Source organism: Gilliamella sp. Gris1-4 (assembly GCF_001690335.1).
GTDB classification, from domain to species: Bacteria; Pseudomonadota; Gammaproteobacteria; order Enterobacterales; family Orbaceae; genus Gilliamella; species Gilliamella apicola_P.
The window spans coordinates 1-23,447 of record NZ_LZHA01000062.1; the positions used below are offsets into that span (position 1 = coordinate 1).

Here is a 23,447-nt window from a genome sequence, read left to right on the forward strand (position 1 = left end):
AAGGGCTACCGGGCTGGATATAATCAATGGTTATATCATGTGATTTAGCCCAGTTTATAAAGGTTTTTCCTGTAAATTCTGGCCCATTATCGACCCGTATTTTTAATGGATATCCATGATATTCGGCCAGTTTATCTAAGTAACGGGAAATCCTTCCTGCTGGTAAGCTTACTGCAATATCAATCCCTAACGCCTCACGATTAAAGTCATCGATAACATTGAATGTCCTAAAGCGACGTTGATTACGACTACTGTCACTCATAAAATCCATTGACCAACATTCACCTTGTTTATTGGGTGCTGATAGCCTTTCTGGGCTTCGTGGAGGAATGCGCTGTTTACGCTTTACCCTGAGATTAAGTTTCAACTCACAATACACCCGATACACCCGTTTATGATTCCATTTATAGCCGAGCTTTCTGATACGATTAAAGCATTTAGGAAAGCCCCAGCGCAAATGCCGGTCAGTGATAGCATTCAACACCGAAACAATCACCGAATCATCCGGTAACTTAGGTTGATAATAGTAAGCACAACGGCTTAAGCCAACAATGGCACAACTCATAGCAATAGTAACCGAATGATTTTGTTGTAGTTGCTGTGCCCACGTTTTACGTGCTTTTGTGGGCACTACAGCTTTTTTATGATTTCTTCCTGAAGCTGGGATTTTAAGCTCAGTTCGGCAAACATCTGTTTAAGCTTACGGTTTTCAGCCTCCAGCTCCTTTAAGCGTTTGATATCCGAAGTTTCCATTCCGCCGTATTTTTCCCGCCATTTATAAAAAGTTGAATTACCCATGCCATATTTACGGCAGAGTTCCTTGACAGGAATACCTGCTTCAGCTTCTTTTAAAATAGCGACGATTTGATGTTCAGTCATTTTTTTCATAATTAAATCCCCTTTTACTTTTATCATAGAGAATTTTCTACTTTTTTGCTGTACTATTTTAGGGGATAGTTACAGACACAATATTTAGTTTATGAATTGAGGAACGGAGAATGGATATGAATAAAAAAAGGAAAGTTACACTTCCTATTGCTATTGGTTATGGTTTAACAGATATAATGGGAGGAGGAGCTTTCTCAATTATTGGTGCATGGCTATTATTTTTCTATACTACTTTTGTAGGATTAACACCATTAGAAGCTGCATCTATTGTTGCTATAGCAAGAATTGTTGATGCTATTGTAAGTCTATTTATGGGGAGTTTCACTGATCATTTTTACAAATATAGATTGGGACAAAAATTTGGTCGTAGACGCTTTTTCTTACTGATTGGTTCACCACTGATGTTACTTTATGTCTTATTATGGGTAGTAGGTATGAATTTTTGGTTTTACCTAGCAGCATATTTGGCATTTGAAATTGTAGCAGCAGTAGTTCTTATTCCATGGGAGACATTACCATCAGAAATGACTAAGAACTATAACGACCGAACTAAATTATCTACTGGAAGAATGTTTCTCTCTGCTTGTGGTACTTTTTTGGCGACTTTCGTCCCTGGCATTTTGATTAATTATTTTGGCGAAAATAATGCCTATGCATATTTTATTAATGGCCTATTATTTGCTGTGATATTTGCTATATGTGTATTTATTTCCTATAAAGCAACTTGGGAAAGAGAACCAACAGGGGAGATGTTAAAGCAGTTACAAAAAGCACCTACAAAACTAACATTTTCAGAAAAATTAATGACCGTTAAGAAGTTATTTTCTGAATATCTTTCAACTTTTAATATAAAAGCATTTCGCCGCCATTTGGCTATTTATTTTCATTTACAGCTAAAGATGTATTTAATACTGTATTTGTCTTTTTTTGTGTATATTGTTTGGTCGTTCCTTCATCTGTAGCAGCTGCTTTGCTTTCACTAAGTATTATTGGTTTACCAATAACATTATTAGCTGGATTTGCGATGGTAAAATATGGACCTGGTAAGTTATATACATTTTCTTATTCAACAATGATTCTATGTATTGTTGGTTTTTATTGTGTTTATATGTTTAATCCAGAATCAAAAATCTTACTTCTTTATATTTTTGCAATTTGTTATCAGGCAGGACGATGTATCCTTGAATTTACACCTTGGAACGTATTTCCTTTTATTCCTGATGTGGATGAAATCTTAACCAGACAAAGACGAGAAGGATTATATGCCGCTGTAATGACATTTGGTAGAAAGACAACGGTTGCTATTGCTACATTTGTTGTTGGTCTTATCTTACAAAAAGGAGGATTTGTTCAGGGTAGTACAGTCCAAAGCGAACAAGCAATTACAACAATAGGATTATTATTTTTATGTGGCACAGCAGGACTTTTATTTATTGCTTTAATTTTTGCACTTACATTTAAATTGAATAAACAAACTCATACAATTTTAGTCAATGAAATTGAAAGATTAAAAAATAATGGTTCAAAAGAAGATGTAGCAGATGAAGCAAGAAAAGTAATTGAAGACTTAACTGGTCACAAATACCAAGACGTGTGGCAAAAAATCTAATCATTAAATTAAATGGAAAATATAATGAAACTATCAACTAAAACTTTATCACAACTACCTAAAGAGGTAGTTGTACCAAACTATGATAGAAATAAGCTTAAAACTAAAATTGTCCATCTTGGTTTTGGTGCCTTTCATCGTGCTCATCAGGCAGTTTTTACTGATATTTTAGCGGCTAAATATGGTAGTGATTGGGGATATTGTGAAGTCAATTTAATCGGCGGTGAAAAGCAAATTGAGGATTTAAAACAGCAAGATTGCTTATTTAGTGTTTGTGAAATGGCTTATGACAATTGGTCAACTCAAGTTGTTGGTGTCGCCAAAGAGGCATTACATGCCGATATAGATGGTATTGCCAAAATACTCGAAGTTATCACGCGCCCTGAAATTGCTATTGTGTCAATCACTGTTACCGAAAAAGGTTATTGCTATTTACCTGCAACGGCATCAATTGATACCAATAATACACTAATTAAACACGATATTGAAAATCCTACTAAACCAAAAACTGTCCCTGGTGTGATTGTTGAAGCATTATACTTACGTAAAGAAAAGGGGTTAAAACCGTTTACAGTTATGTCTTGTGATAATATGCCAGAAAACGGCCATGTAACGCGGAATGTCGTTTTGGCGTTAGCCAAACTGCGCGATCCAAATTTGGCTAATTGGATAGCAAAAAATGTAACATTTCCTTCAACAATGGTTGATCGAATAGTACCAGCAGTGACACCAGAAACGATGGAAAAAATTCAAAAACAACTGGGAGGAATCGAAGATCCTGCAGGTATTGCTGGCGAACCTTTTAAGCAATGGGTGATCGAAGATAACTTTGTTGCTGGCCGGCCTGATTGGCAAAAATCTGGCGCAGAACTAGTTAGTGATGTCTTGCCTTATGAAGAGATGAAGCTACGTATGTTAAATGGTAGTCACTCATTTTTAGCTTATTTAGGATATTTAGCTGGATATTTACATATAGATGAATGTATGCAAGATCCTTTTTATGTTAAAGCTGCAAGGCATTTGATGATAAATGAACAAGCAAGCACATTACGAGTAAAAGGCGTTGATTTACAGGCTTATGCCGATTCGTTGCTTGAGCGTTATCGTAATACAGGTTTAAAACATCGTACTTGGCAAATAGCCATGGATGGCACCTTAAAATTACCTCAACGTATGCTTGATTCAGTCCGTTTTCATTTAGCAAATAACACACCATTTGATTGCTTAGCTTTAGGTATTGCTGCTTGGATGCGGTATGTAAGTGGCACAGATGATGCCGGTAAGGCAATTGAAATAAGTGATCCAATGGTTGATAAGTTAAAAGAACTAGTAGCAAATAGCCAAGATAATCAAGAACGAGTAAAATCGTTATTGTTATTATCACATGTATTTGGTGATGATCTACCTAACAATCAATATTTTGTTGAGCAGGTGACTAAAGCTTATTTATCTTTGCGAGATATTGGTGCTAAACAGTCAATAAAACAGTTAGAAAAATTTTTTTAAAGCATTACTAACAAAACTAACATAATTAATAACAGCAAAGTGTAATTGCCTGCAATGGCGTTGCACTTTTCACCTTTACTTCTATTTATCTCAAATAATCTTTTTATATTGATAGTCATTTATCAAAAAAACTTTTCTTATATTTAAAAATCCCCTACTATTCTTCATAATTTAATTTTTACCTAAGATGATATATGTTTAAATCTGCCGACTTAAATATTTCAGAACCCGTTAATCAACAAATTTACCGTAAATTAAGAAAAGCGATTATTACTTGTCAAGTATTGCCTGGTGTTTTACTGTCAGAAAAAGAGATTTCTAGTCAATTTAGTGTTTCAAGGCAACCGGTTAGAGAAGCGTTCATTAAATTAGCCGAAGCGGGACTAGTGCAAATTCTTCCTCAACGAGGAACATTTGTCACAAAAATATCGATTAAAAAAGTGATGGATGGGCAATTTATTCGCGATGCTGTTGAATGTGCAATTATTAGACAAACCGCATTAAAAATTAATGACTCAGATATTTTATTACTACAAAAAAATATTGATGAACAAAAAGAGGCCAATAAACATAAAAATATTCAATCTTTTCTAGAAAAAGATGATGAATTCCACCAAATTTTAATGAACGTAATAGACTGCCAAATGGCATGGGAAACTGTTGAAAATATTAAAGCTATGATGGATCGAGTTAGATTCCTTTCATTAGAAGAAATTTCGCCTCCCGAAGATCTTGTTAAACAGCATGAAAAAATTCTGATAGCTTTAAAGAATCATGATTCAGATCTTGCAGCAATAGCTCAACATGAACACCTATCGGCTATTTTGGAGACTATAAAAATAGTATCAAAACAGAAGAATGAATGGTTTGTTGATTAATCTTCATTAACGATCTGAATTATTATTTTGAATATTTTCTATAATTATGCCACTTGTTATTGTAGTTTACTCAGATGTAGGCAATTATTTATTTTTACGTAAATACCCCAAAACACGAAAGTTATCTATTTTCCAAATTCTATCTTTAAATATGAGAGGATAAGTTGCACGACTGCTTTTGTTGGGGCCAGGATTTTGTTGAATAATTTCAATTTCGTTATCGCTAACTTTGCTAATAATGGCAACATGACCATATCTTGACCAACCAAAAACAATAATATCTTCAACTTGTGGTTTAGTTGGTGAACCATTATGAAATTGTAATAAATTACGTTTAGGATTGAGTTGACCATCAGGAATTGATTCATCGAAGTAATTTTTAGCATGGCCATAACTATCTGGCATTTTGTGATTAAAACGTTGATAATAATAACGTTTAATAAATTCAACACATTGGTACTTTTGGCCTAAGTTATAGCCATCTTTAGTTAGATTACGACCACTAACATTACCAGTACTACCATTATAATAAACATCAACGCCATTGAATTGATCAACAACTTTGCCTATTTTGCCTTTATCAACTTGCATATCAGGGTAAATATATGCGTAAAAAACGTAACAACTAAGTATTGAAAAAATAACAAAGAATAATGTTTTTTTGTATTTGAATAATATTATATTTTTCATTATTAGAATTTATTTTTCCTATTATGTTTTTATAACTATCTTTTTTATTAAAAAAATAAAGTAATACCCATCGGTAGTGACGGGCTTTTTAACATATTGTTATTAAGTCATGTATTTGGGGGTGATGTTATTTTATATAATATATTACATTCTACGCAAATAACCTAAAACGCCAAAACCTTCTATTAGCCATTTTCCATCTTTAAAGATTAAAGGAAAAGTTGCTCTACTGCTTGCATTTGGTCCTGGGTTTTGTTGCACAATTTCAATTTCGTTGTCGGTTACTTTACTTATAATGGCAACATGTCCATATTGTGACCAATTAAGGATAATAATATCTTCAACTTTTGGTTTAGTTGGTGAACCATTATGAAACTGTAATAAATTACGTTGACGATTAATTTTTCCATCAACGATTGAAGGGTCAAAGAAATCTTTTGCATGCCCATAGCTATTGGGCATTTTGTGATTGAAGCGTTGATAATAATAGCGTTTGATGAATTCAACACATTGATATTTCAGACCTAAGTTATAGCCGTCTTTAGCAATATCTCTTCCACTTACATTATTGATGCTACCATTATAATAGACTTTCACTCCATTAAATTCATCAACGACTTTGCCAATTTTCTGTTTATCAATTTCAATATTAGCAAAAGCACATGAATTAAGTGTATAGTAGCTTAATACTGATAATAGCCAAAGTAAAAAAAGCCTTTTTTTATATTTTAATAACATATTTATTTCCATTGTTTTAATTATTTATTATTGTTTATTTTATTGAAAAATAAAATTTAGTCGATAAGTAAAAAACTTAATAATTGTAAGATTATTAATGAATCTAACATTTAATTATAGTATTTATTTTTATATAAGCTATTTAACCATGATAAAAAATTATGTTCTGTATTTTCAATCTAAATTAGTATTTCATCATTAAAATTAATATGTTTGAATTATAATAAAATGGGGTTGCAAAATGATAAAGAAAGTTAAAATAAATGTTAGCGGTCGCGTGCAAGGTGTAGGATTTCGTTTTTTTACTTATCAGCAAGCCCAAAAACTGGGTTTAGTTGGTTATGTTCAAAATTTAGATAATGGCGATGTTGAGATTATAGCTCAAGGTGATAGTTTACAAATAAGCAAATTAATAAAATGGATTGAAAATGGCGGTCCTGCATCTTCATGTATTTCACATGTTAATATTTTTGAATTATTACCACAAAACGATTTAACTTCTTTTAATGTTCGATATTAATTTAATAAAAAATAAAGTAGAATAATTAAAATTTTGGCATTCGAAATAATAATTTCTAATTAATGTGAAAAACGTATGTTATGAATAAAAAAAATCTAATCTGTTTTTTACTTCTCATTGTTGTTATCGGTGTTTATTATAATTATCAAAAAGGAGATGAGGTTGTAAATCAATCCACTCTAAATATATCAGATAAGCCGATTTATCAAAGTGATGAAATGTTAACAGATATTTACGATTTATCAGGGGATCTTATTTATAAAATTGAGTCTAGTAATGTTAGGCATTTTGATGATTCAGATAATACTGAATTTGATTTGCCCAATTTTACGTTTTATGATCAGAATCATTTAGCTACATGGCATATTAAAGCAAAGAAAGCGACGTTGACAAAAGATAAATTTCTTTATCTTTACGATAATGTTCAATTAGATAATTTGACACAAGAAGCTCAATTGAAACAAGTAAAAACTGATAATGCAGTGATAGATTTAACTTCACAACTAGTTAAATCTGGAGATCCTGTCATTATTAATGGGGTGGGGTTTTATTCAACTGGTATTGGTTTAGCGGGGGATTTACACGCTAAAACGGCTAACATACTTGAAAATGTAAAAACATATTATAATACAGAGGCAAAATAAAACATGAGTTCGCTAAAGCAAGTTGCTTTTTCATTAATTTTATTGCTACCAATTTCTTTAAGTAGTTTCGCCAATGAACCTACTTTGCAATCTACAGGCTCTAAAGAAGAACATAAAATGTTCGCCGATAATAAACCCATTACGATAGATGCAGACAATCAAAAAATTGATATTGAAAATAATACAATTACATTTATAGGCAATGTTGTTATTATCCAAGAAGGATTAACTATAAAAGCTGATAAAGTGGTTATCACTGACACGCAAGACACTAATAAGCAAAAAATCACAGCTTATGGTAATCCTGTGAATTATAAGCAAATTTTACCAGAAAACAATAAAGTTGTGACGGGTCATTCTTCTCAAGTTATTTACAATGTGAAGCAAAATAATGTTATTTTACAAGGGCATGCTGAATTATTTCAACAAGACAATCATATTGTTAGTGATCTGATTACATACGATGTTAAAAAACAGCAAATTTTAGCCAATCCTGGTAAGAATATGCGAGTAAAAAGCACTATTATCCCAAACCAAGTTAAAGGGATGAATAAATAAATGTCAATTTTAAAAGCGGAAAATCTGGCCAAAGTATACAAAAAAAGACGAGTTGTTGAAGATGTGAGTTTAACCGTCAACTCTGGCGAAATTGTTGGATTATTGGGCCCTAATGGTGCGGGTAAAACCACTACTTTTTATATGGTTGTTGGTATAGTGACATTAAATGCAGGTAAAATTTACCTTGATGATCATGATATCAGCATTTTACCTTTACATGAGCGAGCTCAAAAAGGTATTGGCTATTTACCACAAGAAGCGTCTATTTTTAGAAAATTGTCTGTTATAGATAACATTATGGCAATTTTAGAAACGCGCAAAGATATTGATAAAAATGAGAAAATCGATCGTGCCGAAGAATTACTTGAAGAGTTCCATATTTCTCATATTCGTGACAGCATAGGACAATCTCTATCAGGTGGAGAAAGACGTCGAGTAGAAATAGCAAGAGCGTTAGCTGCTAATCCTAAATTTATTTTACTTGATGAACCCTTTGCTGGGGTTGATCCAATTTCGGTGATAGATATCAAAAATATTATTAAGCATCTACGCGATCGAGGGTTGGGAGTATTAATAACCGATCACAATGTACGTGAAACTTTAGATGTTTGCGAACGTGCTTATATTGTTAATAAAGGACATTTAATTGCTGAAGGTTCACCAAATGACATCTTAAGTAACGAATATGTAAAACGCGTTTACTTAGGAAACGAGTTCAGATTATGATGAAAACCAGTTTACAACTGAAAGTCTCTCAACAATTATCCATGACGCCACAATTACAATTGGCGATTAAATTACTACAGTTGTCAACTTTAGAACTCCAACAAGAAATACAAACTGCGCTTGAAAACAATCCATTACTTGAAGTTGATGATCAATATGACGAAGTGAACGTTAAACAAAACGATGAAACAGAAAATATTGATACGCGTGAGGCTTTAGATAGCAAAGAGATTCCCGATGATATTCCATTGGATGCATCTTTAGATGATATTTATAGTGCAGGAACTCCATCTGGAACTAACTCAGATTATCGTAATGATGAATTGCCTATCTATCAAGGTGAAACTCACGAAACATTACATGCTTATCTGGAATGGCAACTTGAACTAACACCCTTTAGCGATACAGATAGGGCGATAGCGGTATCTATTATTGAAGCTATAGATGAGAGAGGCTATTTAACAGTTTCAACAGAAGAAATACTTGAAGAACAAGGTAATGATGAAATTGAAATTGCCGAAGTTGAAGCAGTATTGAAACGAATATGGAATTTTGATCCTATCGGTGTCGGTGCCAGATCGTTGCAAGAGTGCTTGTCTATTCAAATTCAACATTTAGACACTCCACCATTAGTTAAACAAATTATTGATAATTATTTAGACTTATTAGCCATACGTGATTATAGAAACTTAAAAAAAGTGTTAAATACAACAGATGAACAATTAAAAGAGGCTGTTGATTTTATACAACGTTTACAACCTTATCCCGGCGATTTGGTTAATACTGCTTCTCCAGACTATGTCATCCCTGATGTCATGGTAAAAAAGGTACAAGGAAAATGGGTTGTGTATTTAAATAGCGATACAGTTCCATCTTTACGTATTAACCAGCAATACGCCGATATGGTAAAATTAGCTAATGAAAGTGATGGGCAATATATTAGATCTCATCTGCAAGAAGCTAATTGGTTTATTAAAAGCATCGAAAACCGTAACGAAACCTTATTAAAAGTCAGCCAATTTATTGTTGAGCATCAGCAAGCCTTTTTTGAACACGGTGCTGAATACATGAAACCAATGATTTTGTCTGATGTTGCAACGGCAATTGATATGCATGAATCGACCATTTCTCGTGTAACAACTCAAAAATATCTGCATTGTCCAAGCGGAATTTATGAACTTAAATTCTTTTTCTCAAGTCATGTTAATAATGATTCAGGTGGTGAGGTTTCATCTACAGCTATCCAAGCATTAATTAAAAAATATATATCGGCAGAAAATAGTAAAAAGCCATTAAGTGATAGTAAATTAGTTTCGATGCTTGAAGAACAAGGCATTATTATTGCACGTCGCACCGTAGCAAAATACCGTGAAGCCTTATCCATTCCACCATCAAGTCAACGAAAACAGCTTTAAATTTGAATTCAAATTTTTTGGATATATATCGCTTATTTTAATCATGGGCGCAATTTGCGCCCTTTAATAAAATTAAGCTAAAAAGCTTGGAATTTTATGTTCAAAGTCGCTAATTGCATCTTCATGTTGTAGGGTTAAGCCAATATTATCTAACCCATTTAACAAGCAATGACGTTTAAAAGCATCAATTTTAAATGAATATTGCTTATCGCCGGCAATGACCACTTCATTAACTAAATCGATGGTAAATTCAATGCCTTCATTAGCTTCGACAATTTTAAATAGCTCATCGATATCTTCTTCGGATAAATTAACCAATAATAATTGATTGTTAAATGAGTTATTGTAAAAAATATCGGCAAAACTTGAACCAATAATGGTTTTAAATCCATAATCAGCAAGTGCCCATGGAGCATGTTCACGAGAAGAACCGCAACCAAAATTTTCACGTGTTAATAAAATGCTAGCACCTTTATAGCGGGGTTTATTCAAGACAAATTCAGGGTTAGGCTGCTCGCCAGCATCATCTAAAAAGCGCCATTCATGAAAGGCATGTTTACCAAATCCAGTGCGTGTTACTTTCTGTAAAAACTGTTTTGGAATGATTGCATCTGTATCAACATTAGCCGCATCCAAAGGAACGACTAGCCCAGTATGTTTTGTAAATTTTGCCATGACAAGTCTCTCCTTAAAATGGTTTGCGAATATCTGTAAAATGACCAGTAATAGCTGCGGCTGCTGCCATAGCAGGACTAACTAAATGTGTTCTAGCATCACGTCCTTGGCGACCTTCAAAATTACGGTTGCTAGTTGATGCACAGCGATCTCCCGGTGCTAATTTATCATCGTTCATTGCAAGACACATAGAGCAACCCGGTAAGCGCCATTCAAATCCTGCATCAATAAAAATCTTATCTAATCCTTCGGCTTCAGCTTGTTCTTTCACTGGTCCTGAACCGGGTACAACTAATGCTTGTACACCTTCAGCCACTTTACGGCCTTTAGCAATTTGCGCAGCAGCTCGTAAATCTTCTATACGTGAGTTTGTACAAGAACCAATAAACACTTTATTGATCTTAATATCAGTCATTTTGGTGCCAGCGGTTAATCCCATATAAGTTAATGCACGCTCTGCAGAGTGTTTTTCAATAGGATCAGCAAAATCATTAGGATTCGGTACTGTTGCATCAACTGAAGTTACTTGACCAGGATTCGTTCCCCAAGTGACTTGTGGCGCGATATCTTTTCCTTCTAACGTCACAACTGTATCAAAATGTGCACCTTCGTCGGTTTTTAATGTCTTCCAATAGGCAACAGCTTTATCAAAATCCTCACCTTTAGGTGAAAATTGACGACCTTTTAAGTACTCAAAAGTCACTTCATCTGGTGCAATTATGCCAGCTTTAGCTCCCATTTCAATTGCCATATTACACAACGTCATACGTCCTTCCATGGATAATGATTTAATCGCATCACCACAAAACTCAACCACATGCCCAGTACCGCCAGCGCTGGTGGTTTTACCAATAATAGCTAAAATAATATCTTTAGCGGTAATGCCGTCAGCAACTTGCCCTTTAACTTCAATTTTCATGGTTTTAGCACGACCTTGTTTTAAGGTTTGAGTTGCTAACACATGCTCAACTTCGGAAGTACCAATACCAAAAGCTAATGCACCAAATGCGCCATGTGTAGCAGTGTGCGAATCACCACACACAATAGTCATACCCGGTAAAGTCATACCTTGCTCAGGGCCGACTACATGGACAATACCACGTAATGGGCTTTGTAAATCATATAACGAAACACCAAACTCTTTGGCGTTTTTTGCCAGTTCGGTTAACTGAATGCGAGCCATTTCGCTACAGGCACTTAAATCATTACTTTTGGTTGAAGTGTTATGATCCATAGTTGCAAAAGTCTTATTGGGCTGGCGAACTTTACGATTCATTGCACGTAAGCCATCAAAGGCCTGTGGAGAGGTGACTTCATGAACTAAATGACGATCGATATATAAAATAGGCGTTTCATTTGGAGCTTCATAAACGACATGCGCATCATATAATTTCTGATACAGTGTTTTTGACATTGCAGATTCCTTATTATTTTTTACAACTGGTATTAGTTTTAAACTTTGACATTATTTACTAATCCTATAATTAATTGAATTAAAAAGGATACAAGTAGCAGTTTATTCTGCATACTTGAGTATCTTTTTACTACACATTTTACATAGCTAATTCAACTAAATAAGCTTACAAATAATGTCTCCCATTTCATCAGTTGAAACGGGTTGTTCTTTTTGTGCAAGATCGATAGTACGATAGCCTTGTTCTAATGCTTTATTTACTGCTGTTTCGATAGCTGAGGCAATATCATCACGTTTAAAGCTGTAACGGACTAACAAAGCTAATGACAAAATTTGTGCTGCAGGATTAGCAATATTTTTACCAGCAATGTCAGGTGCGCTACCTCCAGCAGGTTCATATAAGCCAAAGCCTTGTTCATTAAGACTAGCAGAAGGCAACATCCCCATTGAACCAGTTATCATGGCACATTCATCGGATAATATATCTCCAAATAAATTTGAGCATAAAATAACATCGAATTGAGACGGATCTTTAACAAGTTGCATTGTGGCATTATCGATATACATATGTTCAAGTTCGATATCAGGATAGTTTTTAGCTACTTCATTAACCACCTCACGCCACAAAATTGAAGTTTGTAATACGTTGGCTTTATCAATTGAAGTTACTTTTTTGCGACGTAAGCGTGCGGCTTCAAACCCCATTTTTGCAATACGCTCTATCTCAAAACGATGATAAACTTCAGTATCAAATGCTTTTTCTTGAGCACCACTACCTTCACGTCCTTTAGGTAATCCAAAATAAATACCGCCAGTTAATTCGCGCATACATAAAATATCAAATCCACGCTCTGCAATATCGGTGCGTAATGGGCAAAGATCTTCTAAGCCTTGATACAAACGAGCAGGGCGCATATTAGCAAATAATTTGAAGTGTTTACGTAGTGGCAATAACGCACCACGTTCAGGTTGCTTTTCAGGTGGTAAATTAGACCATTTAGGACCACCCACTGAACCAAATAAAATAGCGTCAGCTTTTTCACATCCTTCAAGTGTTTCATTAGGTAATGGGCAACCATGAATATCAATCGCAGCCCCCCCAACATCATACTCGCTAGTTGTGATTGAAAGCTGATATTTTTGGCGGATAACATCTAATACTTTATAGGCTTGTCTCATTACTTCAGGGCCAATACCGTCGCCGGGAAGTACTGCAATATGGTAGTTTTGTGACATTTTTTATTCCTTTACAATCTAAATTAATTTTCATGTTTTGCTGTTAAACGGCAAAACAAATTATCTTTTAGTCATGATGTAATTTTTGTTTTTCTTGTGCAACTTGATTTGCTCTATACACATTATTCAATACATTAATTAAAGCCAAAGCCGATGAGTGAACGATATCGGTTGCAAGCCCAACACCATGGAACTTACGACCTTTATATTCGGCAACAATATCAACTTGTCCTAAAGCATTTTCACCTTGTCCTTTAGAAGCTAACTGATATTTTACAATCGAAATCGGCTCGCCAGTAATACGGTTGATAGCTTGATAAACAGCATCAACAGGACCGTTACCTGTTGCAGCATCAGAATACTTTTTATCACCAATTAACAAGCTAACCGAAGCGGTTGAAACAACCGTCGAACCTGATTGAACATTAAAATAATCCAAAACATAATGTTCTTTTTCATCTTTTAATTGATTGATAAATATTAATGCCTCTAAATCATAATCAAATACTTGGCCTTTTTTATCAGCTAATTCTAAAAATGCCTCATAGACTTGATCTAAGTTATAATCTTTATCGTGATAACCAAGTTCTTCTAAACGATGTTTAACGGCGGCTCGTCCTGAGCGAGAGGTTAAATTTAATTGGATTTGATTTAATCCGATTGATTCAGGGGTCATAATTTCATAAGTTTCACGATTTTTTAAAACCCCATCTTGATGAATTCCTGAGGAGTGGGCAAAAGCGTTACTACCAATAATTGCTTTATTACCCGGAATTGGCATGTTAGTAATTTGGCTAACAATTTGGCTAGTACGATAAATCTCTTGGTGATTAATATTTGTGTGAACGTTTAAGATATTTTGACGAACTTTAATCGCCATAATAACTTCTTCAAGTGCGGTATTACCCGCACGTTCGCCTAAACCATTCATCGCCCCTTCAATTTGCCGAGCACCTTCTTGAACCGCACTAATCGAGTTAGCCACCGACATACCCAAGTCATCATGACAATGGACAGAGATAATCGCTTGATCAATGTTCGGGACACGTTCAAATAGGGTATGAATAATGCCACCAAATTGATAAGGGACAGTATAACCGACAGTATCCGGAATATTGATCGTTCTTGCCCCTGCTTTAATTGCTGCTTCAACGATACGACATAAGTTATCAATTGGGGTACGGCCTGCATCTTCACAAGAAAACTCCACATCATTAGTATAATTACGTGCACGTTTAATACAGTGCACAGCTCTTTCAATGACATCATCAAATGTCATTTTTAATTTATCTTTAACATGTAAGGTTGATGTTGCCATAAAAGTATGAATTCGAAATTGATCTGCAACTTTTAATGCCTCGGCAGCAACATCAATATCTTTATCAACACAACGAGACAATGCACAAACACAGCTATCTTTAATGGTCTTAGCAATCGTTTGGACTGATTCAAAATCACCAGGAGATGAAACAGGAAAGCCAACTTCCATCACATCGACCCGCATTCGCTCCAAAGCAAGCGCTATTTGTAACTTTTCTTTAACGCTCAAACTTGCTTGTAATGCTTGTTCACCATCGCGTAACGTTGTATCAAAAATAATGACTTGATCGCTCATTGTTTTTCCTTTTATATATTTTAGCGCTATCTCGGTATTTCAAGTTAAAAAAACAAAAAACCCGCACTTTAGCGCGGGTTCTTGTTAATTTGTTGAGTTGTTTATTTAACTACTTCTTTTTACTCCACACACAAGCTATCCGCGCAAGTTAATGCGAGGAGGAGGCTTAGGTCGAGTGATAAGAAGTTAATAAACATAATAATCTCTAAATTTTTTCTTATTAAAATAAACTGGTAATACTTTTACCAAATGATATTATCTGTGTCAACGATTATTTTGTTCAATTTTAATATAGTCTAATTTTTTAACTATAAAAATTAAGTAACAAGCGTTGATAGATTATTTAGCAAATCTATTAAAATGATAACTTGAGATGTAATTTAACCTAATTATAATAATTTAAAGCATAACCTCATGAGGGCATAACCATGAATATCGTTGATATTTCTCAAAAACGCTACACTACCAAACATTATGATCCAACAAAAAAAATTCCTGCTGATAAGATTGAACAATTATTAACTGTTTTAAGAAACAGCCCATCATCAGTTAACTCACAACCATGGCATTTTTATGTTATTGATAATGATGCGGCAAAGAATAAAATTTTACCGGCTATACTTGAATTTAATCAACCAAGAGTGACTGGCGCTTCGCATACAATTGTCTTTTGCATTAAAACACCATTAGACGAAGCCCATTTAGTCAATCTACTCAATCAAGAAGATAAAGACGGTAGATACCCTTCAACCGATCTTAAACAAGCACAAGATCAAGGTCGTCGGCACTTTGTAAAGCTCAATAGTGCAACCATTGAATCGCAACAATGTTGGGAAAGTAAACAAGCTTATCTTGCATTGGGGCAACTGCTTTTTGCAGCAACGGCAATTGGTATTGATTCAACAGCGATTGAAGGGTATGACGCCCAAAAAATGGACGAGATTTTAGATCTCAAAAGCAAAGGGCTTAAAAGCGTTATTGTAGCCACATTAGGCTATCGAGCTGAAAATGACGGCAATGCGCATCGACCAAAATCACGCTTACCTAAAGAGCAACTTTTTACGTTTTTATAAAAAATAACGTTTTCAATTATCCCACCTAGTAAAAGGTGGGATACCTTAAAATGGCTTTATATTATTTTTGATAATAATTTTGATATTGCTTGAGTTTATCTTTTAGTACTTGTTGTTCTAGGGTATTCTTCATTAAAGAAGAAATAACCACCATATCTTTGAGTATAGAATGAACAGCCTTTGTTGAATTTTTCAATTTTATAAAATTGAAAATATTTAAGTAACCAAGATATGCATAATAAATTTAATTTAAGGTATTGTTGATTATATATGCACATGGGGTGAATTTGAACGGTTTTATATAAATCTACCGTTAACACCATTTAACCAATTTACTCACATTATTACAAATAACCCTAGACCCAATCCTCAGAATCGCTACAATATACGCAATTAATCATATAGCAAATGCCTTTTGCTATTTTAACCCAATAAACGGATGATGTTTTATGGCGCAATATGTTTATACCATGAACCGCGTAGGGAAAATTGTTCCCCCTAAACGCTATATTTTAAAAGATATTTCTTTAAGTTTTTTTCCGGGTGCAAAAATTGGTGTACTCGGTTTAAATGGAGCGGGTAAATCCACTTTACTACGAATTATGGCGGGTGTTGATACCGAAATTGAAGGCGAAGCACGCCCACAACCTGATATTAAAATTGGTTATTTACCCCAAGAACCGAAATTAGATCCTAAACAAACTGTGCGTGAAGCCATTGAGCAAGCGGTTAGTGAGGCTAAACAAGCATTGGCTCGATTAGATGAAGTATATGCCGCTTATGCTGATCCTGATGCCGATTTTGATAAATTAGCCAAAGAACAAGCAGAGCTTGAAGCCATTATTCAATCGCAAGATGCTCACAATCTTGATAATCAGTTAGAGCGAGCCGCTGACGCACTACGTTTGCCAGATTGGGATGCGAAAATTGAAAATTTATCAGGTGGAGAACGCCGTCGAGTAGCAATTTGTCAATTATTACTTGAAAAGCCTGATATGTTATTAATGGATGAACCGACCAATCACTTAGATGCCGAATCGGTAGCATGGTTAGAACGATTCTTACATGACTACGAAGGTACGGTTGTTGCAGTAACTCACGATCGCTACTTCCTAGACAACGTAGCTGGTTGGATTTTAGAGCTTGACCGTGGTGAAGGCATTCCATGGGAAGGCAACTACTCATCTTGGCTTGAACAAAAAGATCAGCGCCTAGCGCAAGAAGCCTCGACCGAATCGGCACGTCGTAAATCGATCGAAAAAGAACTCGAGTGGGTACGACAAAATGCGAAAGGGCGCCAAGCAAAAAGCAAAGCCCGCCTAGCTCGCTTTGAAGAACTCAACAGTAACGATTACCAAAAACGTAACGAAACTAACGAGCTCTTTATTCCAGCTGGACAACGTTTAGGCGATAAAGTGATTGAAGTAAGCAATCTAACTAAATCGTATGGCGATCGTGTGCTGATTGATAACTTATCTTTTAGTATTCCTAAAGGGGCAATTGTTGGCATTATTGGTCCAAATGGAGCAGGGAAATCAACCCTATTTAGAATGCTATCAGGCAAAGAACAACCTGATTCAGGCACGATTACTTTGGGTGAAACAGTGCAACTTGCATCAATTGATCAGTTCCGTGACAGTATGGACGACAAAAAAACAGTTTGGGACGAAATTTCAAACGGTCAAGATATTATGCGTATTGGCAATTTTGAAATCCCAAGTCGTGCTTATGTTGGTCGTTTTAACTTTAAAGGTGTTGATCAGCAAAAGCGTGTTGGTGAACTTTCAGGTGGTGAACGTGGGCGTGTACATTTAGCTAAATTATTACAAGTGGGCGGTAATGTATTATTACTTGACGAACCGACTAATGATTTAGATGTCGAAACCTTACGAGCACTTGAAAACGCACTCCTTGAATTCCCAGGTTGTGCTTTAGTGATTTCACATGACCGTTGGTTTTTAGATCGTATTGCGACCCATATTTTGGATTATCAAGACGAAGGACATGTGGAATTCTTTGAAGGTAACTTTACCGAATACGAAGAATGGAAAAAGCGCACATTGGGTGCTGAAGCATTAGAGCCTAAACGTGCTAAATATAAACGAATCTCCAAATAGAATTAATTTTTATTTTATTCCGCCGATTTATATTGGCGGAATTGTTTTATCTTCTTGATAGCGATTTTAAATATTTTTCAAAATGTAATTATCTAAACTAACCCTTTAGATGAACTAATAATTCTCGAAAAAGTATCCATTAGCAAACGCGGTATAGCGTTTATACCACGTGATTTTGCATCATCACAAATGGCAATCGCAAGATCAGGTTTTGAACTTTTATGAATTGCTTTTTGAATAATTTGATGTACAGGCAGATCAATATGCTGTGTTGTATTATAAGCGGCAAGTTTATAGACATGACTAAAACCATGTTTAAATAAAAAGTTTTCAATGTCTCGCGCAGGTAAAACCGTTAAGTAATCATTAGGATTTTTATCTTCACCACATAACGATTTTACTGTATCGGCATATTTTTTACCCGCCATATCCCCATCAGTAATTACATACCAATGAATTCCCATTTTATTGGCATATTTTATAAGCGGTTTTAAACCACACTGAGCAAACTCAATAAGCTGAACTCCCTCTGAACTCAGATGATAACCACTTTGTTCTGCTAGTTCACGTAACAACCACACTTCGGTTTCGCCCTCGACTAACAACCAACATCGTGCAAATAAGGCATTTGATCGGCGATAAAGAATATGAAACGCAATACGACGATTATCACTAACGCTTAATGAATAAGGTTCAATGTATTTGGCAATAATTTTATCTGGCAGACGAATTAAACGATAAAGGTTTTCTAATGAAAATAACGATACTAGATCACTTGAGTTAGACGTGATAATTTTTTGTGTAGGAAAGTTTTTTAGTAAGCGAAATGCAACGGATAAAATGATTGGATGTAACAAACTTTCAGGCTCTTCTAAAATTAAAATAGGCATTGAACTTTGTGAAAGTGAATAATTTCCTTTAGCATCAATAATAGAGCCGAAAATTCCTAAAAATACCGTTCGTAAATAATCATTATCAAGATTATCCAATACATCATTAATTTGTTCCAAAACATTCCAATCTTCTGATCTTGGTGTACTTTTGGCATTTTTTTGTTTGTAATGATTGCGGTGTGCTTGATCGACAAAATAATACTCTAATAATGAGCGTGCGGCTTGTAGGCCTCGAGCTAATTCATCTTGGGTTAATTCGGCTGAATGGGCTTTTAGTTGGTTTGAAAGTTGACTAATGTAATGTTCGGATAATGGTTCGTTAGTAACAGTTAATTGCTCAGGATTAATTGCATTTTTAAGTGTCATTACTGGATTTAGTTTGATTAATGTTGCAATTAATAATTTTTCGTTTTCTATATTAAAAGGATTGCCTTGTGCATTGAGCAATTTATGTTGTGTTATAATTTGGTTATCATGTTTATTAGCAGAAATTTGATAAGTGATACGATGCAGATTATCTTGGTGTGATTGATACGAAACCGAGCGTAATGGTTGATAATCTTGATTATTTAATTCATGTAAGTGTGATTGGCAATAAGTGATTTTAATAATAATATTATCGCCATAACATTGGTATTGATCATGATAAAAATCGGAATCGACAAATTGATAAAACGTGTTATCCAGTGATAACAATTGCAAAGCGCTGATTAAACTTGACCGCCCCCAACGATTTTCACCCATTAGTACGCTAGAACTTGCATTTAATTTTAAAGATAGTTGACTAATACCTTTAAATCCGGAAATATCAATTTGTTCAATAAACATAGCGTATCCTTATTGTTAAAGATGATACTTTTCTGTCCTTTTACGAATTCGTTCAACTTTTTGATGCGTACTAGCAATTAACTTAGCTTCATTACGCAAAATCGTTTTTAAAGGTTGATTAAAATACACTTTCAAAAAACGCCAAATATCACGATCAGTTAGCCCAATATTCATGGCTGAAAAATAAAGCCCAATTAAATCTTTATCACGCCAACGAACAGGAACGGTTTTACGGATTTGAGCTCGGTGTAAATCAATCACCGATAATTTTATTTGCTGATGATTTTCAAAAAGCGGAATATCAAGCAAAAAGTGACACAAATAACAATCACGATGATTAACCCCAGCGGCATGCATTCGAGCCACCATTTTTGCCAAATAAATAACTAAAGAACGCTTTATATGATAGCTAGGTGGGTTAGTTAACCATGGCTTAGTAAAATCTTCTAAACTCACAGTCGGGTTAAGATCTTTGGTCACAATAAATGAATGACGAGCCAGCGGATTTAGTCCCTTACGACCAAATGCTCGCCCATCCATCGTATTAACGCCAACTTGCTCCAAACGCTCAATCGCATCCCACTCTTGCTTAGCATCTAAAACAGGTAAACGTAACGAAATAAGATTCTTCACAATCTCTTTAATGGTTGTACCACGATGAATTTTAATAAAATACGATTCATCACCAAGCTCAAAATTCAACGTCTTACGTTGCTTAACCGCTCGATAGACTTTGCCTGATATTAACTCAACTTCCGCAAACGGATCTTTATTTTTCCACAAAGCATCAAAAGGGGATTTTAACTTCAACTCATTCATAATGATCACAACCTAAAATAATATCTGCGGCACGCTGGGCTAAATGATATAAATCTGCCGTTTTACCATAATGTATTGCATTGTTGTGCCAAGCTAGTAATTGATCGTGATCTGTGATGGCATTTTGTACCGCTTCATTGAGATCTGCTTGCACAAAAGGCTCGGCAAGGATCACCCCAGCATTGGCATCATCAATATGATAAGCATAGCCCGAAATGCTTGACACAATCACCGGCACCCCAGCGGCTAACCCTTCAATAAGCACCATACCGGCTGCTTCTTGCCTTGCAGGGTGCAATAGCAAATCTGCCGCAAATAAAAAGTTAGGGATATCATTACGCCCTGCAAAAAAACGGACTTGATACTCAATGCCGAGTTGCTTAGCCAGTTTTTGATAAGCTTCGGGATTATCCTGCCCCACTACTAAAAAAGTCACTTTTTGTTTTAAATCGCAAGGTAGTGCGGCAATGGCGGTTAAAGAACGATCTACTCCCTTACGCTTAAAATCTGATCCAATTTGCACAATCACAAAATTATGTTCATCAATTTGATTGGCTTGCCTAAATTGCTTACCTTTAGCTAGCGACTCATAATTGTATTGACGATCTTGCGCAATACCGGGTGGCAAAAGGTAAAATCGAGACGGATCAGTATGATAATAGTGCTCAAAATCACTAATTTGCTGTTTTGTTAGTACCATAACTTTGGTTTGGCTATGTTGATTAAATACCGCATCTTCAAAAGCCAAATAGTGCTTACAGCGTTTTGACAATTTATACAAAAAGCCCTTGTGTGAAACCTTTTCGGCATAACAAGTATCACCTGCAAAATAAACATCCAAATCAGGCATTTTATTAAAGCCAACTACACAATCAACAGGATTTGCTTGTAAATGAGCCTTCACCCAATAGTAATAAGATTGATTACGATTATGGTTGGATAAGCCCTGTTTAGGTACCCAAATAATGTCAAACCCACAAGGTACATCGCCTTGCCAATCCATGACATAAACACGAACATTATGTCCTCGATTTTGACAAGCTTTAGCTATTTGCAAAAAATCACGTTGCAAACCACCAAAAGGAAAATATTTATAAATACAAAAAGCCAGTTGCATGCAGATTGCCTCAAGTTTTAAAGGAGTATTATATACTTGTTAATAAGCAACGTGCAAAAATAGCGAAAGAAGCCATAAAACGCACAAAAAACAGTCAGGAAGTATGTTGATTTTATTGAAGTTTTTTTTTGAGGCGAAAAACGTAATTCAACACATCCAGCTTGAAGTCGACCTACTAACTCCGTAAAATACCCAAAACGCTTATTTGAGTCTATTATGCAACTTCATTTAGTAGTTAACACTTTTGGTTCTGATCTCCAACGTCGATACGGTGAAAAGATCTACAAACTTACTCTACACGGCGGTTTTAGCTGCCCTAACCGCGATGGCACGATTGGCGTTGGTGGGTGCACTTTTTGTAATGTGGCATCGATCATTGATGAATCAATACAAGTTAAATCGATTGCTGATCAACTTATATCGCAAGCTCATCAAATGAAAAAATCCAAACGCTATCTTGCATACTTTCAAGCCTATACTAGCACCTATGCCGAAGTTGCCATACTCAAAGACATGTACCAGCAGGCGCTAAATAGTGCTGATATTGTCGGGCTTTGTGTTGGCACGCGTCCTGATTGCGTACCGAATGAAGCGCTTGAATTACTGGCAGGTTATCAATCTCAAGGTTTTGAAGTATGGTTAGAACTCGGCTTACAAACCGCTCACGATAAAACCTTGCACGACATCAATCGTGGACACACCTTTAACGATTATCATCAAACCGTACAAAAAGCCCGTAATCTTGGTATAAAAGTGTGCACGCACTTAATTATTGGCTTACCCAAAGAAACCAAACAAGATAATTTAATCACGCTTGAACGTGTATTAAATAGTGGCGTTGACGGCTTAAAGTTGCATCCATTACATATTGTTGATGGCAGTATTATGGCAAAAGCATGGCGAGCTGGTCGTATCAATATTTTATCATTGGATGAATATGTTGATATTGCAGGCGACATCATCAGACAAACCCCAGCAAACATCGTTTATCACCGCATATCTGCCAACGCTAGAAAACCAACCTTGCTAGCGCCAGATTGGTGCGAAAACCACTGGCAATCAATGAATGCCGTTGATCATAATTTGCGTCAATTTGGTGTTCAAGGCAAAGCCATTGGGGATGAGTATTGTTTTAAGGAGTAGAGGAATCTTCTAAATTGCATCAAAAAACTTCAATAAAATCAATACTCTACCGGAGAAATTTTAGGCCTTTAAAAAGCACCTACTCCACCAGTCCCAAAACCACTCAACCGCTACCTCCACCCGTAAAAAACGCCACCCCCCAAAAAAAAGCCAAAGCAACGCACTTAACCCGCTAACAAATCTTTACAATAAACCAACAAAAAAAGTGGCGGATTATTTATCATCAAGTTATAATTTTTGAGCTTATACAGGCAAGGAATCGCTCAAAAATCAGGCAAATGGATATAAAAGTTCATAAAAAACAATAAATTACTTGACAAGGAAATAAAAATGCATTACCATGGT

General features: G+C 35.2%; 21 protein-coding genes and 1 pseudogene. 11 read left to right on the forward strand and 11 right to left on the reverse strand.

Annotated elements, in window-relative coordinates; translation table 11 throughout:
* Together A9G31_RS08025 and A9G31_RS08030 are read right to left on the reverse strand one after the other, a co-directional pair.
* On the reverse strand, positions 1 to 631 hold a 631-nt coding region (locus tag A9G31_RS08025; RefSeq protein ID WP_065559871.1), incomplete at its 3' end, for a DDE-type integrase/transposase/recombinase.
* Positions 631 to 888, reverse strand: a complete 258-nt coding sequence (locus tag A9G31_RS08030) for a transposase (protein WP_034909955.1) — start codon at positions 886 to 888, stop codon at positions 631 to 633. The genes A9G31_RS08030 and A9G31_RS08025, both read right to left, overlap by 1 nt.
* Before the next feature lie 116 nt (positions 889 to 1,004).
* Between A9G31_RS08030 and A9G31_RS12240 the strand changes: the two are divergent.
* The 3 genes and pseudogenes from A9G31_RS12240 to A9G31_RS08045 all read left to right on the forward strand — a co-directional run bounded on the left by A9G31_RS12240 (position 1,005) and on the right by A9G31_RS08045 (position 4,881).
* Positions 1,005 to 2,497: pseudogene (locus A9G31_RS12240) on the forward strand (MFS transporter).
* A 24-nt stretch (positions 2,498 to 2,521) separates the two neighbouring features.
* Positions 2,522 to 4,003, forward strand: coding sequence for a mannitol dehydrogenase family protein (locus A9G31_RS08040; RefSeq protein WP_065561206.1), 1,482 nt, complete (start codon positions 2,522 to 2,524; stop codon positions 4,001 to 4,003).
* Positions 4,004 to 4,197: 194 nt separating this feature from the next.
* Complete coding sequence (locus tag A9G31_RS08045) at positions 4,198 to 4,881, forward strand: GntR family transcriptional regulator (protein ID WP_065561207.1); 684 nt, start codon at positions 4,198 to 4,200, stop codon at positions 4,879 to 4,881.
* 84 nt (positions 4,882 to 4,965) lie between these two features.
* Here A9G31_RS08045 and A9G31_RS08050 read toward each other — a convergent pair whose 3' ends face one another.
* The gene (locus A9G31_RS08050; RefSeq protein WP_065561208.1) at positions 4,966 to 5,571 is read right to left on the reverse strand and encodes a CHAP domain-containing protein; all 606 of its coding nucleotides are present in this window, start codon (positions 5,569 to 5,571) and stop codon (positions 4,966 to 4,968) included.
* A gap of 144 nt (positions 5,572 to 5,715) precedes the next feature.
* Positions 5,716 to 6,309, reverse strand: a complete 594-nt coding sequence (locus A9G31_RS08055; RefSeq protein WP_065561209.1) for a CHAP domain-containing protein — start codon at positions 6,307 to 6,309, stop codon at positions 5,716 to 5,718.
* 241 nt (positions 6,310 to 6,550) lie between these two features.
* Between A9G31_RS08055 and yccX the strand changes: the two genes are divergently transcribed.
* The 5 genes from yccX to A9G31_RS08080 all read left to right on the forward strand — a co-directional run bounded on the left by yccX (position 6,551) and on the right by A9G31_RS08080 (position 10,172).
* On the forward strand, positions 6,551 to 6,829 hold the full coding sequence (yccX, locus tag A9G31_RS08060) for an acylphosphatase (protein ID WP_141671416.1): 279 nt from the start codon (positions 6,551 to 6,553) through the stop codon (positions 6,827 to 6,829).
* 80 nt (positions 6,830 to 6,909) lie between these two features.
* The gene (gene lptC, locus A9G31_RS08065; protein ID WP_065561210.1) at positions 6,910 to 7,473 is read left to right on the forward strand and encodes an LPS export ABC transporter periplasmic protein LptC; all 564 of its coding nucleotides are present in this window, start codon (positions 6,910 to 6,912) and stop codon (positions 7,471 to 7,473) included.
* Between the two features lie 3 nt (positions 7,474 to 7,476).
* Positions 7,477 to 8,031: a lipopolysaccharide transport periplasmic protein LptA gene (lptA, locus tag A9G31_RS08070; RefSeq protein ID WP_081299387.1), complete on the forward strand. Its 555-nt coding sequence runs from the start codon at positions 7,477 to 7,479 to the stop codon at positions 8,029 to 8,031.
* A complete protein-coding gene (lptB, locus tag A9G31_RS08075; RefSeq protein ID WP_034913235.1) occupies positions 8,032 to 8,757 on the forward strand; it encodes an LPS export ABC transporter ATP-binding protein in 726 nt (241 codons plus the stop codon).
* On the forward strand, positions 8,757 to 10,172 hold the full coding sequence (locus A9G31_RS08080; protein ID WP_065561222.1) for an RNA polymerase factor sigma-54: 1,416 nt from the start codon (positions 8,757 to 8,759) through the stop codon (positions 10,170 to 10,172). The genes lptB and A9G31_RS08080 overlap by 1 nt, the downstream gene beginning before the upstream one ends.
* Positions 10,173 to 10,244: 72 nt before the next feature.
* Here A9G31_RS08080 and leuD read toward each other — a convergent pair whose 3' ends face one another.
* The 4 genes from leuD to leuA all read right to left on the reverse strand — a co-directional run bounded on the left by leuD (position 10,245) and on the right by leuA (position 15,112).
* Entirely contained in the window at positions 10,245 to 10,847 is a 603-nt protein-coding gene (leuD, locus tag A9G31_RS08085; protein ID WP_065561211.1) for a 3-isopropylmalate dehydratase small subunit, read from the reverse strand.
* Between the two features lie 13 nt (positions 10,848 to 10,860).
* Positions 10,861 to 12,261, reverse strand: coding sequence for a 3-isopropylmalate dehydratase large subunit (gene leuC / locus A9G31_RS08090; protein ID WP_065561212.1), 1,401 nt, complete (start codon positions 12,259 to 12,261; stop codon positions 10,861 to 10,863).
* Positions 12,262 to 12,417: 156 nt separating this feature from the next.
* Entirely contained in the window at positions 12,418 to 13,497 is a 1,080-nt protein-coding gene (leuB, locus tag A9G31_RS08095; protein WP_065561213.1) for a 3-isopropylmalate dehydrogenase, read from the reverse strand.
* Positions 13,498 to 13,564: 67 nt separating this feature from the next.
* A complete protein-coding gene (leuA, locus tag A9G31_RS08100) occupies positions 13,565 to 15,112 on the reverse strand; it encodes a 2-isopropylmalate synthase (protein WP_065561214.1) in 1,548 nt (515 codons plus the stop codon).
* 428 nt (positions 15,113 to 15,540) lie between these two features.
* Between leuA and nfsB the strand changes: the two genes are divergently transcribed.
* Both nfsB and ettA read left to right on the forward strand, forming a co-directional pair.
* Positions 15,541 to 16,185, forward strand: a complete 645-nt coding sequence (gene nfsB / locus A9G31_RS08105; RefSeq protein ID WP_065561215.1) for an oxygen-insensitive NAD(P)H nitroreductase — start codon at positions 15,541 to 15,543, stop codon at positions 16,183 to 16,185.
* Between the two features lie 449 nt (positions 16,186 to 16,634).
* Entirely contained in the window at positions 16,635 to 18,302 is a 1,668-nt protein-coding gene (ettA, locus tag A9G31_RS08110) for an energy-dependent translational throttle protein EttA (protein ID WP_065561216.1), read from the forward strand.
* A 92-nt stretch (positions 18,303 to 18,394) separates the two neighbouring features.
* On the opposite strand, the gene A9G31_RS08115 is transcribed toward ettA, so the two are convergent.
* Genes A9G31_RS08115 through A9G31_RS08125 form a run of 3 tightly spaced genes read right to left on the reverse strand, consistent with a single transcriptional unit; the run spans position 18,395 to position 21,959 of the window.
* On the reverse strand, positions 18,395 to 20,023 hold the full coding sequence (locus A9G31_RS08115) for a DUF2813 domain-containing protein (protein WP_065561217.1): 1,629 nt from the start codon (positions 20,021 to 20,023) through the stop codon (positions 18,395 to 18,397).
* 15 nt (positions 20,024 to 20,038) lie between these two features.
* Entirely contained in the window at positions 20,039 to 20,842 is an 804-nt protein-coding gene (rfaP, locus tag A9G31_RS08120) for a lipopolysaccharide core heptose(I) kinase RfaP (protein WP_065561218.1), read from the reverse strand.
* The gene (locus tag A9G31_RS08125; RefSeq protein WP_065561219.1) at positions 20,835 to 21,959 is read right to left on the reverse strand and encodes a glycosyltransferase family 4 protein; all 1,125 of its coding nucleotides are present in this window, start codon (positions 21,957 to 21,959) and stop codon (positions 20,835 to 20,837) included. The genes rfaP and A9G31_RS08125 overlap by 8 nt, the downstream gene beginning before the upstream one ends.
* 216 nt (positions 21,960 to 22,175) lie before the next feature.
* Between A9G31_RS08125 and A9G31_RS08130 the strand changes: the two genes are divergently transcribed.
* The gene (locus tag A9G31_RS08130) at positions 22,176 to 23,102 is read left to right on the forward strand and encodes a TIGR01212 family radical SAM protein (RefSeq protein ID WP_065561220.1); all 927 of its coding nucleotides are present in this window, start codon (positions 22,176 to 22,178) and stop codon (positions 23,100 to 23,102) included.
* Positions 23,103 to 23,447: the final 345 nt, after the last annotated feature.

Coding starts and splice junctions, on each gene's coding strand:
- A9G31_RS08030 (WP_034909955.1), bottom strand. CDS start 888: ATGAAAAAAATGACTGAACATCAAATCGTCGCTATTTTAAAAGAAGCT.
- A9G31_RS08040 (WP_065561206.1), top strand. CDS start 2,522: ATGAAACTATCAACTAAAACTTTATCACAACTACCTAAAGAGGTAGTT.
- A9G31_RS08045 (WP_065561207.1), top strand. CDS start 4,198: ATGTTTAAATCTGCCGACTTAAATATTTCAGAACCCGTTAATCAACAA.
- A9G31_RS08050 (WP_065561208.1), bottom strand. CDS start 5,571: ATGAAAAATATAATATTATTCAAATACAAAAAAACATTATTCTTTGTT.
- A9G31_RS08055 (WP_065561209.1), bottom strand. CDS start 6,309: ATGTTATTAAAATATAAAAAAAGGCTTTTTTTACTTTGGCTATTATCA.
- yccX (WP_141671416.1), top strand. CDS start 6,551: ATGATAAAGAAAGTTAAAATAAATGTTAGCGGTCGCGTGCAAGGTGTA.
- lptC (WP_065561210.1), top strand. CDS start 6,910: ATGAATAAAAAAAATCTAATCTGTTTTTTACTTCTCATTGTTGTTATC.
- lptA (WP_081299387.1), top strand. CDS start 7,477: ATGAGTTCGCTAAAGCAAGTTGCTTTTTCATTAATTTTATTGCTACCA.
- lptB (WP_034913235.1), top strand. CDS start 8,032: ATGTCAATTTTAAAAGCGGAAAATCTGGCCAAAGTATACAAAAAAAGA.
- A9G31_RS08080 (WP_065561222.1), top strand. CDS start 8,757: ATGAAAACCAGTTTACAACTGAAAGTCTCTCAACAATTATCCATGACG.
- leuD (WP_065561211.1), bottom strand. CDS start 10,847: ATGGCAAAATTTACAAAACATACTGGGCTAGTCGTTCCTTTGGATGCG.
- leuC (WP_065561212.1), bottom strand. CDS start 12,261: ATGTCAAAAACACTGTATCAGAAATTATATGATGCGCATGTCGTTTAT.
- leuB (WP_065561213.1), bottom strand. CDS start 13,497: ATGTCACAAAACTACCATATTGCAGTACTTCCCGGCGACGGTATTGGC.
- leuA (WP_065561214.1), bottom strand. CDS start 15,112: ATGAGCGATCAAGTCATTATTTTTGATACAACGTTACGCGATGGTGAA.
- nfsB (WP_065561215.1), top strand. CDS start 15,541: ATGAATATCGTTGATATTTCTCAAAAACGCTACACTACCAAACATTAT.
- ettA (WP_065561216.1), top strand. CDS start 16,635: ATGGCGCAATATGTTTATACCATGAACCGCGTAGGGAAAATTGTTCCC.
- A9G31_RS08115 (WP_065561217.1), bottom strand. CDS start 20,023: ATGTTTATTGAACAAATTGATATTTCCGGATTTAAAGGTATTAGTCAA.
- rfaP (WP_065561218.1), bottom strand. CDS start 20,842: ATGAATGAGTTGAAGTTAAAATCCCCTTTTGATGCTTTGTGGAAAAAT.
- A9G31_RS08125 (WP_065561219.1), bottom strand. CDS start 21,959: ATGCAACTGGCTTTTTGTATTTATAAATATTTTCCTTTTGGTGGTTTG.
- A9G31_RS08130 (WP_065561220.1), top strand. CDS start 22,176: ATGCAACTTCATTTAGTAGTTAACACTTTTGGTTCTGATCTCCAACGT.